Genomic DNA, 10465 nt, shown 5'->3' with positions numbered 1-10465 from the left:
CAGTGTTCCGACGTGAACAAGCTGATCTGGAACATCCGCGAAATCATCGCCGACCTGTCGCTGTTCTACCACCTGCAACCCGGCGACCTGATCTACACCGGCACGCCCGAAGGCGTGGGTGCGGTGGTGGCGGGTGACCAGATCACTGGCCGCGTCGAAGGCGTGGCCGACGTCGCACTGACCGTGGGACCGGCCGAATGAAGCTCTACAACTTCTGGCGCAGCGGCACCTCGCACCGCCTGCGCATTGCGCTCAACCTCAAGGGCCTGAGCGCCGAGTACCTGGCGGTGCACCTGGGCAAGGAAGAGCATCTGAAAGACGCCTTCAAAGCGGTGAACCCGCAGATGCTGGTGCCCGCGCTGGAACTGGACAATGGCGAGGTGCTGATCCAGTCGCCCGCCATCATCGAGTGGCTGGAGGAAACGCACCCCACGCCCGCGCTGCTGCCGGCCGGTGCCAGCGAGCGCGCCCGTGTGCGCGCGCTGGCATCCATCGTGGGTTGCGACATCCACCCGATCAACAACCGCCGCATTCTGGAAGCGCTGCGCAAGCAGTTCGGCGCCGACGAAGCCACGGTGAACGCCTGGTGCGCCACCTGGATTGGCGCCGGTTTTGACGCCTACGAAGCGCTGCTGGCGGCCGACACGGCGCGCGGCGCGTTCAGCGTTGGCCACACGCCCACCGTGGCCGACGTGTACCTGATTCCCCAGGTGGAAAGCGCGCGCCGCTTCAAGGTGGACCTGGCGCGCTGGCCGCTGATCAGCGCCATCGACCAGGCCTGCAGCGCGCTGGATGCGTTCCAGCGTGCGGCCCCGGCCGCGCAACCCGACGCGGCCTGAGCCCCGCTCAACCGCTTCTTTTTTCCCGGCACCAGGCTTCGGCGCCACGCGCGCTGAGGCCGCCGCATTGTTCAAACACCGTTCATGAAACCCATGATGACATTCGCCCAGACCCTGCGCGGCCTTGCTGCCGCCTTCGCGTTCACCGCCGTGGCCAGCGGCGCCAGCGCCCAGACCCTGAAGCTCGGCCACATCACGCCGCCCACGCACGTGTGGCACCAGGTGTCGGAAAAGATCGCCACCGACCTGGAAAAAGCCTCGGGCGGCAAGATGAAAGTGGCCGTGAGCCCGCTGCAGAAGCTGGGCAACGAAGCCCAGATGATCAACCTGATGCAGGCCGGTGCGCAGCAGCTCGGCGTGTTCACCGTGGGCGGCCTGTCCAACCGCGAAGAGTCGTTCCTGGCCTGGTCGCTGCCCTATGTGTTCAAGGACGTGGCCCACGCCACCCGCGCCGCCAGCACGCCGGCCGCCAAGGAAATGCTCAAGCGCCTGGACCAGCACGGTCTGGTGGGCCTGGGCTACACCTTTGCCGGCATGCGCCATGTGCTGTCGCTGCAGCCGGTGGCCTCGGCCAAAGACCTGGCCAACAAGAAGGTGCGCTCCTTCCCCAGCCCCATTTACAACGACTGGTGGAACGCCAACGGCGCCGCACCCACGGCCATGCCACTGTCGGAAGTGGCACCCTCGTTGACCACCAAGCTGCTCGACGCGGTGGACGTGGACCTGGACGCGCTGGTGGGCCTGAAGTTTCACCAGCAGGCGCCCAACCTGACGCTGACCAACCACATGGCCTTCCCGGCCGTGATCGTGGTGTCCAAAAAGTGGCTGGCCACGCGCAGCGAGGCCGAACGCGCCATGCTGATCAAGGTGGTGGCCGATGCCGAACAGTGGGGCTTCAAGACCGCGATTGACGCCGACGCCAGCAACCTGGTGAAAGCCAAGGCCGACGGCGCCCAGGTGGTCAACGCCGACATCGCCTCGTTCCAGAAAGTGGCGGGCCCGATCCGCGACAAATACACCGCCAAAAACCCGCTGATTGCGGACTTCTACAAACAGGCCAAGGGCCTGTAAACCGGCCCGAACCACCGGCCCGATTCCGCCCGCACGGCAGACAGCGCCCCCACAGGGCCCTGTCTGCTTTGGACCATCTGAAGGAGAGTGCCCTTGTACGCCCCCATACAAACCCTGGACCGTTGGCTGATGCAGCTGGAACGCGGCGCGGTGATCGCGCTGACCGCAGGCATTGCCGGCATCATGATGACGCAGGTGGTGATGCGCTATTTCTTCAGTGCGCCGATCTTCTGGGCCGAAGAAATTTCGGTGCAGCTGCTGGTGTTCGTGACGCTGTTTGGCCTGTCGCTGCTGGTGCAGAGTGGCCAGCTGGTGAGCATTGACTTTTTTCCCGCCGCCCTGCCTGAGCGCGCCCGCCACGCCCTGATGGCCGTGCTGGGCGCGGTGCTGCTGGCGCTGCTGCTGTTCCTGGCGGTGCTGGGCTGGGAATGGGTCAACCGGCCCGAAGTGCGCATGGAACTGGGTGCCACCACCCAGCTGCCGCGCTGGTACAACTATTCGGTGCTGCCGCTGGCCATGGCCTGCATGGCCTTTCACCAGTTGGCGGCCATCTTGCGCCACGCGCGCGCCGCGCTCAAAGGAGCCGCCGCATGATCACCCTGATCGTCTTCTTTGGCCTGCTGTTTGCGGGCCTGCCCATTGTGGGTGCCATCCTGGCGGGCGCGCTGGCCTTCATGGCCACCAACGACCTGGCGGTGCTGTACGACTCGGTGCCGATCCAGTTTTACGGCGCGCTGGAGATCAACAGCCTGCTGGCGATTCCGCTGTTTTTGCTGGTGGGCGAGATCATGAACAAGGCCGGCCTGACGCAGCGCCTGATTGCCGTGGCCGAGGTGCTGGTGGGCAACCTCAAGGGCGGACTGGCCTACGCCAACCTGTTCACCAACGCCATGGCCGCGTCCATTCTGGGCTCGGCGGTGGCGCAGATCGGTGTCATGAGCAAGGTGATGATCCCGGCCATGGAGCGCATGGGCTACAACCGCGCGTTTTCGGGCGCGGTCACGGTCACGTCCGGCCTGCTGGGCCCCATCATCCCGCCGTCCATGCTGATGATCATTTACGGCGTGGTGGCGGTGCAGCCCATTGCGCCGCTGTTCATTGCCGGCATCGTGCCCGGCCTGCTGATCGTGGCGGCGCTGGCGCTGGTGATCTTTCTGCACGGCGTGTTCGGCCCGGGTTTGCCGGCGGGCGCCAAGAGCGAGCGCGCCAATTCCATCAAGGTGTTGCTGGAAGGCCTGGTGCCGGCGGTGATTCCGGTGGTGGTCATCGCCGGCATCATGCTCGGCGTGATGACGCCCACCGAGTCGGGCGCGGTGGCCGCCATCATCGCGCTGGCGCTGGGCTTTGTGTACCGCGAGATCCAGGTCCGCGACCTGGGCCCCATTTTGCTGGGCGTGGCCACCAACACCGCCACCATCACCGGCCTGATTGCCGCGGCCTCGGTGCTGGGCTGGGTGCTGGCTTTTCAGGGCGTGCCCGATCTGGTGGTGGAAACCATACAGGACCTGACCCAGTCGCCCTTCGTGTTCCTGCTGCTGGTGATGCTGATGCTGATGGTGCTGGGCATGTTCCTGGAAAGCATCAGCGTGCTGATCGTGGTGGTGCCGCTGCTGATGCCGGTGGTGAACACGCTGGGTATCGACCCGATCCACTTCGGCGTGGTGTGCACGGTGGCCACCGTCATTGGCCTGGTGACGCCACCGGTGGGGCCGGGCCTCTACATCGCCATGGTGCAGGCCAACATCCGCATGGGCCCGCTGTTCAAGGCCACGGTGCCGTTTTTGCTGGCGGTGCTGCTCACGCTGGTGCTGATTGCGGCGGTGCCCGAGCTGTCCACCTGGCTGCCGGCGCTCACCGCCGGGTAAGCGCGGTCAGCGGGGAGCGGTTCAGCGGATGAAACGCCCGCCCCGGCCCACCATGGTGAGTTCAATGAACCGGGAGGCGCTGCGGCCCGGTTCGCTGGCGTTGACTTCGAAACCGCCCAGGTCCAGGCGCTTGAGCGACCACAGCGCATCGAGCAGTGTGTCGCGCGTGAGCTGGGGGCCTGCACGGCGCAAACCCTCCACCAGCACGCGGGCGTTGATGTAGCCCTCCAGCGCCAGATGCGAGGGCTCCAGCTTCACGTCGGCCTGCTTCCAGGCCTGCAAGAAGTCCCGCACCACCGGCACGCCGGTGGCGGTGGGCAGCGGCACCACCTGCGACACGGCGATGCCCACCGCATCGTCGCCCAGCGCCTGCAAGGTGGCGGCAGAGCCCATGATCGACAAGGCGTACATGGGCATGCCCTTGCGCTGTTGGCGCATGGCTTTCACAAAGTCCACGGTGGGTTTGCCGGCCAGGCCCAGCAGCACGGCTTCGGGGCCAGACGCCAGCAGCTTGGTCACGGCGGCCGCGGCGTCGGCGCCGGAGCTCTCCACGGTGGCCACACCGGCATCGCCCAGGCGGTGGCGCTCCATGGCCAGACGGGCGCCGTCGAACACTTCCTTGCCAAAGGTGTTGTTCTGGTAGGCAATGCCGATGCGTTTGATGCCGATGGTGGCCAGGTGTTGCACCAGTTGCTCGGCTTCGTCGGGGTAGCTGGCGCGCACGTTGAACACGTTGCGCGCCTTGGTGCGGGCCAGCAAAGCCCCGGTGAAGGGCGCAATGAACGGGATGCCGCTGGCAGTGACCTTGGGCAGCATGGCCTCGACCATGGGCGTGCCCATGCAGTTGAACAGCCCGAAGATGCTGTTGTTGGCCAGAAAGCCGTCCACGTTGGCCACGGCGCGTTTCACGTCGTAGCCATCGTCCTGGGTCACGAGGTCGATCTTGCGGCCCTGCACGCCGCCCCGGGCGTTGACGGCTTCGAAGCACGCCCGGGCGCCCTGGTGCATGGCCTGCCCCAGGTCGCCCAACGGCCCGGTGAGGGCAATGGACTGCCCCAGGCGCACCACCGAACCGGCATCTTGCGCCCACGCTGGCAGCCCGGCAGCAGACGCCGCACCACATGCCGCAGCCTGGAGCCAGGTGCGGCGGCGAATCAGGGACGGGGCATGGGGGGTGTGGGCAGACAGCATGGGCGGGCAAGGGATTGGGTTGGAGGGCTTGGTCAAGCCAGCGAGGGCACCCACCTTAACGCTCAGATTGACAATAATTTGTCATTCCAATGACAATTTTCGGGTTAGTCCTTGTCGGGTTTTCCCCGACGCCTTGGACCCCTCAACCGTCAATTCATCCATCTGCTGGACGAATTGACACATCAGCCATGCCCACGGGACAGTCCAATACCCCGCCCTCAGCGCGGCTCCAGCCCCCGGCGGCGCACCATGTCGGCGCTCATGGCCTGCAGCGCTTCGGCGCCCAGCTGGGCCTGGGCGGCGGGGTAGACGGTGCCGTCTTCGTCGGCGATGTGGCGCTGGTACAGGCTGGCAAAGTGGTGCAGCAGCGCCGTTTGTGCCGGCGTGAAATGCGCCCAGCCGGCCGGGGGCGGCTGGCTGGCGAAGACCAGCACCTCGCGCGCCTGCGCCCAGGCGGCTTCCATGTCGCGGTGGTCTTGTTGCAGCCGCTGCACCAGGGCGCGCAACACCGGGTCGGGGCCGGCCAGCAGCGGCGGGAACACGTGCCGTTCTTCGTCTTCGTGGTGGCGCGGCGCGGCCTGGTCAAAGTAGCGCATCACGTCCACGGCGGCCTGCGCAACTTGCTCGCTCCAGCCATGCACCAGCGCGTGTTGCTGCAGCCGGGCCAGCAGCGCCAGCATGCGTTGCACGCGCTCGTGGCAGGCTTCGAGCATCTCGAACGGTGCGTCAAAACCGGCACCGGGCGCGCGGTGGCCGGGCAGCGTGATCTGGCTCAGCGGGATGGAGGTGGCCATGGTGGGTGCCTTTGCGCAAGTCCTGTTCTGGGATGGTTCGGTCAGCCGAGCTGAACCGCTTCGCCCTGCGGGTTGAACGGAATGAAGGCCTGCAAGCGGCCCAGGCGGATGGCTTCCACCATGTCTTGCAGGGGCTTTTCGGCGTCTTCGCTGCTGGGTGCGCGGCCCGCTTGGCCCGACAGGGCGGCGGCAAACACCATGCCCCAGGCGGGGCCCATCTGGCTGGCTTCCTGCTTGAGTTGGTGAAACGAGACCAGTTCGTCGGGGGTTTTGTCCACGCACATCTGCGGCACCAGCGCACCGCCTTCGCCGCGCTCGAAGCCGGCGCGCTCGGTGGGGGTGGCGTCGTCGGGCAGCTCGATGCCGGCAAACACCAGCAGCAGGCGCTGCGGCAGGGGCTGGGCGCGGGCGGCGCTCAGCAGGTCGTCAAAGGTGGCAATGTTCATGGTGGGGTGTTGGAGAAAAATCAGGGGCTCGGAGGATCGCCCAGGGTGCTCAGGTAGTCGGCCACGGCCGGCCGCACCCGGGCGGGCTTGCGCGAACGCACCGTGCCAACGCTGACAAAACACAGCGCATGCTCGCCGCTGTGCAGGCCAAACAGGGTGCGCAGGCTGGCCGACTTGAGCGCTTTGCCGCTGGTGAGTGCCGAGCCAAAGCCCAGCGCGGTGGCCATCAGCAGCGCGTTTTGCACCGCGCAGCCGGCCGAGAGAATGCGTTCGGACAGGTCCACCGCCGGGTCGCCGCGCAGGCCGTCCACCACCAGCAGCAGGAGCCAGGGCGCGCGGTGGGCTTTTTCGCGCGCTTGCGCCACCTGTTCGGGTGTGGCGCTGGCATCGCGCTCCAGCAGGGCCTGGGCAAACACCTCGGCCAGGTGCTCGCGCTGGGCCTCGGGCACGGCCACAAAGCGCCAGGGCAGCAGCTGGCCGTGGTCGGGCGCAGCCGCCGCGGCGGCGAGGATGCTGTGTTGCTGCGCAGCGTCGGGGCCGGGGCCCAGCAGGCGCTTGGGCAGCACGGTCTGGCGGGCCTGAATCAGCTCGCTGGCCACCGCCGGCCAGTCGCTGGTGGCGGGTGCGGTGGCCTCGGTCGTGGTGTGGGCGGGCGTTTGGGGTGCGTTCAACATGCGAGGCTCATCGGTTCGGTCGGGGCGGCATCGGGGCCACGTGCGTTCAGCCGGGGCGGCCATCGGCGCGCTGGCGGCCGTACCAGCCCAGCATGCGCAAACCCCATACCGCCATGACACCGACCCACAGCAGGGCCGCGGCCATGAGCAGCCAGACCGGTGCCTGGGGCAGCGTGGCGCCAATGCGCAGCAGCACCGCCAGTTGCAACAGCCAGAACAGCGCCCAGACCGTGTTGTCGGCCACCAGGGTGCGCCCGCTGTGGCCACACGACACCCGCGTGACCATGGCCAGCATGAGCGAGCCCAGGCAGCCCATGGTGAGCGCGTGCAGCGCGCCCAGGCCCAGCACCGGCGTGCCCAGCCGCAGGCCCAGCAGCTGCGACACACCGGCCAGCACAAACGACACACCCAGCCACAGCAAACCCAGGTGCAGCATGGCCAGCAGCCGGATGCTCAGGCTCTGCACCAGGCCCCACACAAAGGCCAGCCACAAAATGACACTGCCCGCGGCCAATTGCAGCAGCCCCAGGGCCAGCATCCAGGCGCGGCCACCGCGCCCTGCGGGCTCGCCCAGCCACGACAGCAGCAAAGGCACCCAGAGGGCGGCCAGTTCGAGGGCCACCGCGCCCAACAGCATCCAGAGCACCCAGAACGGGCGCCACACGTCGATCATGGGCACCGCGCTGGAGGTGAAAAACGGGATCATGCGGTGCGCCACCACCAGGTAGACCACCACCACAAAGCCCCACAGGCCGGTGAGCACGGCGGCATGCGCCACGCCGTCAGCGCCCGCCACCAGCGCCAGCAGCAGCAGGGCCAGGCTGGCCACGCCCACAGCGCCGGCCACCGCCACGGTGCGCGCGTGCAGGCGGTCGTCCAGCGTGCTGCGGCGCACCAGTTGCGCAAACAAAACCACCACCCAGCCCAGCCCCAGCAAGGCGGCGGCGGCACCGGCCAGGCCCAGCCACAAGGCCGTGTGAATGCCCGCCAGCCAGACCAGCCAGCCAGCGGCTTGCAGCAGCAAAGGCACCAGCAGGGTGCGGGCTTCGGGCCCTTTCACACCCAGCCACTTGGGGCCGGCGGTGAACAGAAAACCCGTGAAAAAGAGGGGAATGAAGCCAAACGTCATGACCGCCGCGTGGCCCAGCGAGGGCGACACCGCGTAGCCCAGACCCAGCGCACCGGTGACCCGGTCCACCTGCACCAGCGCCCACCAGACGCCCGAGGCCAGCAGCAGCAACACCGCCAGCGCAAAGCCCAGCCGGTGCGGCGCCAGCAGCAGGTGCGACGGGCGCCAGGGCTGCGAAGCGAGCGGTTCAGGGCGAGGCGCTCGCGCGGGTCTTGGCGCATGCGCCAACGCCTCGGTCGGGACGGGGGAAACCGTTCGGACCGGGTGGGGCTGGGCATCGGTGGCAAGTTTCACTCGGGACCATTCCAGGGTGGGCGCAGACTGCGTTGTCAAAGGGGTTGCACCGGCGGTGCTTGGCCAGGCGGGCCATGGCACGGGCCCCACCTGCCGTATGGATTAGACGGCAAAAAACCCGCGCGCCCAGGTGCAAAAGGGCTACTACCGAAGAACGATGCGAGCGCCTGGCGCGGTGGCGCGAAGCCACTTGTGTAGGGCATTTCAGGCAGGTTATCGGCGCCGTCCGCCGTCAATCCACCTCTGCGTCATGCCTCGCGCGAGGTTGTAGCGGGCGCAGTTGTAGGGCTCCAGGTGGTCCAGTTCGGTGTTCGCAATGGCGCGCAACCCCGCCAGGTCAGCGGCGCTGACGGACACTTCCGAAAATGCGTCTTCCAGCGTTCGGCCGTAGAAGACGACGAACTGCATGAGCTCATTCAGGGCCTGCCGGTACCGGGCTCGAAGCGGGTCGGGCACAGCCAGGGAGGCCCGCAGCACGCTGTATTTCTGAATCGAGCGACGGTAGATGAATTCAAACAGCTCCACGGCTGCGGCGACATTGCGCTGTTCGTAGACGCCGAGCATGGCTGTCGCATAGTCCGTGCGCTCCACGTCCATGAAGGACAGGGGCGCGCAGTTGTACAGCAGGAGCGGCATGTTGGCGCTGAGCCGACTGGTGCGCTTGTTGCCATCCGCAAAGGGCTGAAGGTAGGCCACGTTGACCCAAAGGAAGAAGGCGGCCTCCACCGGGTTTCTGATGTGGCGGACCTTGTCGACGATGGACCTCAGCGTTTCTTCCAAGCGTGCGGGGATGTTGCTCGGGGAGTACACAGAGCCCTCAATGTTCACCACGCGTCGGCGGATGCTGCCAATGTCCCGCGAGTCCTTCAAGAGGTCCTTCATCAACTTGGCCTGCAGGTCAACGATTCCGGTGACTGTGATGCCCTCTGTTGGCACAGCGTCGACCATGAACTCGATGGCGTTCTTGTGGTTGAGCAGCATCAGGGTGTCTTCGTCGAGGGGGTCTGCTTGCTCCCCGAGCTCGAAGAGTTGCTGGGTGTCGAGCAAGCTCTTGTTGTTACCCTCCAGGCGCGATGACGACCAGGACAGGTCGATAAGCAGCTGCTCCAGAACCTCGCGGGCATAGGTTCCCGCAGGTTGCTGGTCCCGGCCGCGGCCGGCGTTGAACAAGTCCGTGGCCAGCTGCGGCGGCAGCAAGCTGGACTGGTTCGGGACGTAGTCGCCCACAAAGCTGCTTTCGTAGCCGACCGGGATGCGGGTTCCCAGAGGTGCGCGAAGCGTTTCAACCAGTTGCAGCGCAGCTGGCGACCACTGCAGCAGGCCAGGCCCCACGGGCGGCGGAACCGCTGAGGACGAGGCTCCCAGGGCAGCCCTGGCCGCCTCTGTGGCCCCATAGCGGGTGGACCGGCCGTCCCCCAGCTTCTCCAGAAAGCCCAAGGCCAAGAGGGCTCGCAAGGCCCGGTTGATGGTGGGTCGCGAAGCCTGGAGGGCTTGCTCCAGTGCACCAGGCTGTAGGGGTTCCCTGGCGGCAAGAACCAGGCGCAGCAACGCTGCGTGACGTGGTGACAGGGGTGGGGTCGTCATGGCGTGGTGATTCTTGTCAAATGACAAGAATAGGGCTTAATCTTGTCACCCTGACAAGTTTATGACCTGTAGCGGCGTATATAAAAAGAAACCGCTGCAGCCTGCGCTGTAGCGGTCTCGAATCGCTCTGGTTTCAGCTGTTCAAGCTGAAACCGAAGGCCACTGGCCGCTCAGCCACACGTGCCCAAATGCCCGCACTGGGTGCAGTAGTCGCAGCCGTCTTTGCGGATCATGGCGTGCGCGCCGCACTCGGGGCATTTCTTGCCGGCCATCACGCCCGCGGGTGTGCCCGCTGCCACCGCCACCGGCTCGGGCATCACCGCCGCCACACCCTGCTGGGCGCGCCGCGCAATGATGTTTTGCAGCGCAAACGCAATCGCCGCCACCTCGGAGTCGTGCCACATCGGCACGTGCGTGCCGTCGGCCTTCTGGTAGGTGCCCAGGCGCACCGGGCCGCGGTCCCAGGCCACTTTGCGCATGTCGCCCAGGGCGCGTTCCAAAAAGCCGCCGCGCGCGGCCAGCGACAGCATGCGCATGGTGGAGGTGATCCACTGCTGCGACTCGCCGCTCTGGCCCAC

At 66.9% G+C, this 10465-nt stretch carries 11 protein-coding genes and 1 pseudogene; 5 read left to right on the top strand and 7 right to left on the bottom strand.

The window, feature by feature from the left end; translation table 11 throughout:
- From Q7J58_RS21755 to Q7J58_RS21735, 5 genes are all read left to right on the top strand, one after another.
- Positions 1-201 (top strand): fumarylacetoacetate hydrolase family protein (locus Q7J58_RS21755; protein ID WP_304832051.1); only part of this gene is annotated, 201 nt, incomplete at its 5' end.
- Positions 198-839 carry a maleylacetoacetate isomerase gene (maiA, locus tag Q7J58_RS21750; protein WP_304832049.1) on the top strand — a complete coding sequence of 214 codons (642 nt, stop codon included), beginning with the start codon at positions 198-200 and terminating at the stop codon, positions 837-839. The genes Q7J58_RS21755 and maiA, both read left to right, overlap by 4 nt.
- Before the next feature lie 93 nt (positions 840-932).
- On the top strand, positions 933-1910 hold the full coding sequence (locus tag Q7J58_RS21745; RefSeq protein ID WP_304832048.1) for a TRAP transporter substrate-binding protein: 978 nt from the start codon (positions 933-935) through the stop codon (positions 1908-1910).
- Positions 1911-2003: 93 nt separating this feature from the next.
- A complete protein-coding gene (locus Q7J58_RS21740; RefSeq protein WP_304832047.1) occupies positions 2004-2504 on the top strand; it encodes a TRAP transporter small permease in 501 nt (166 codons plus the stop codon).
- Positions 2501-3775 carry a TRAP transporter large permease gene (locus Q7J58_RS21735; protein WP_304832046.1) on the top strand — a complete coding sequence of 425 codons (1275 nt, stop codon included), beginning with the start codon at positions 2501-2503 and terminating at the stop codon, positions 3773-3775. Before Q7J58_RS21740 ends, Q7J58_RS21735 begins: the two co-directional genes overlap by 4 nt.
- A 21-nt stretch (positions 3776-3796) precedes the next feature.
- Here the strand turns inward: Q7J58_RS21735 and Q7J58_RS21730 are convergent, their stop codons facing one another.
- The 7 genes and pseudogenes from Q7J58_RS21730 to Q7J58_RS21700 form a co-directional block, all read right to left on the bottom strand.
- Positions 3797-4966, bottom strand: a complete 1170-nt coding sequence (locus Q7J58_RS21730) for an ABC transporter substrate-binding protein (protein ID WP_304832044.1) — start codon at positions 4964-4966, stop codon at positions 3797-3799.
- 218 nt (positions 4967-5184) lie between these two features.
- Positions 5185-5760: a hemerythrin domain-containing protein gene (locus Q7J58_RS21725; protein ID WP_304832042.1), complete on the bottom strand. Its 576-nt coding sequence runs from the start codon at positions 5758-5760 to the stop codon at positions 5185-5187.
- A 41-nt stretch (positions 5761-5801) separates the two neighbouring features.
- Entirely contained in the window at positions 5802-6206 is a 405-nt protein-coding gene (locus tag Q7J58_RS21720) for a ribonucleotide reductase subunit alpha (protein ID WP_304832041.1), read from the bottom strand.
- 20 nt (positions 6207-6226) lie between these two features.
- Positions 6227-6880, bottom strand: coding sequence for a nitroreductase (locus Q7J58_RS21715; protein WP_304832039.1), 654 nt, complete (start codon positions 6878-6880; stop codon positions 6227-6229).
- Positions 6881-6926: 46 nt separating this feature from the next.
- Positions 6927-8303 (bottom strand): NnrS family protein, encoded by a 1377-nt coding sequence (locus Q7J58_RS21710; protein WP_304832038.1) that lies wholly within the window; start codon positions 8301-8303, stop codon positions 6927-6929.
- A 213-nt stretch (positions 8304-8516) separates the two neighbouring features.
- Positions 8517-9887 carry a Fic family protein gene (locus Q7J58_RS21705; RefSeq protein WP_304832036.1) on the bottom strand — a complete coding sequence of 457 codons (1371 nt, stop codon included), beginning with the start codon at positions 9885-9887 and terminating at the stop codon, positions 8517-8519.
- Between the two features lie 170 nt (positions 9888-10057).
- A pseudogene (locus Q7J58_RS21700) lies at positions 10058-10465 on the bottom strand (ribonucleoside reductase); the annotation flags it as partial.

The organism is Hydrogenophaga sp. (assembly GCF_030656115.1).
GTDB lineage: Bacteria > Pseudomonadota > Gammaproteobacteria > Burkholderiales > Burkholderiaceae_C > Hydrogenophaga.
The sequence above is the reverse complement of the archived record's forward strand: the minus strand, read 5'-3'. Positions and strand labels throughout refer to the sequence as shown.

Coding starts and splice junctions, on each gene's coding strand:
- Q7J58_RS21725 (WP_304832042.1), bottom strand. CDS start 5,760: ATGGCCACCTCCATCCCGCTGAGCCAGATCACGCTGCCCGGCCACCGC.
- Q7J58_RS21745 (WP_304832048.1), top strand. CDS start 933: ATGATGACATTCGCCCAGACCCTGCGCGGCCTTGCTGCCGCCTTCGCG.
- Q7J58_RS21730 (WP_304832044.1), bottom strand. CDS start 4,966: ATGCTGTCTGCCCACACCCCCCATGCCCCGTCCCTGATTCGCCGCCGC.
- Q7J58_RS21720 (WP_304832041.1), bottom strand. CDS start 6,206: ATGAACATTGCCACCTTTGACGACCTGCTGAGCGCCGCCCGCGCCCAG.
- maiA (WP_304832049.1), top strand. CDS start 198: ATGAAGCTCTACAACTTCTGGCGCAGCGGCACCTCGCACCGCCTGCGC.
- Q7J58_RS21705 (WP_304832036.1), bottom strand. CDS start 9,887: ATGACGACCCCACCCCTGTCACCACGTCACGCAGCGTTGCTGCGCCTG.
- Q7J58_RS21735 (WP_304832046.1), top strand. CDS start 2,501: ATGATCACCCTGATCGTCTTCTTTGGCCTGCTGTTTGCGGGCCTGCCC.
- Q7J58_RS21715 (WP_304832039.1), bottom strand. CDS start 6,880: ATGTTGAACGCACCCCAAACGCCCGCCCACACCACGACCGAGGCCACC.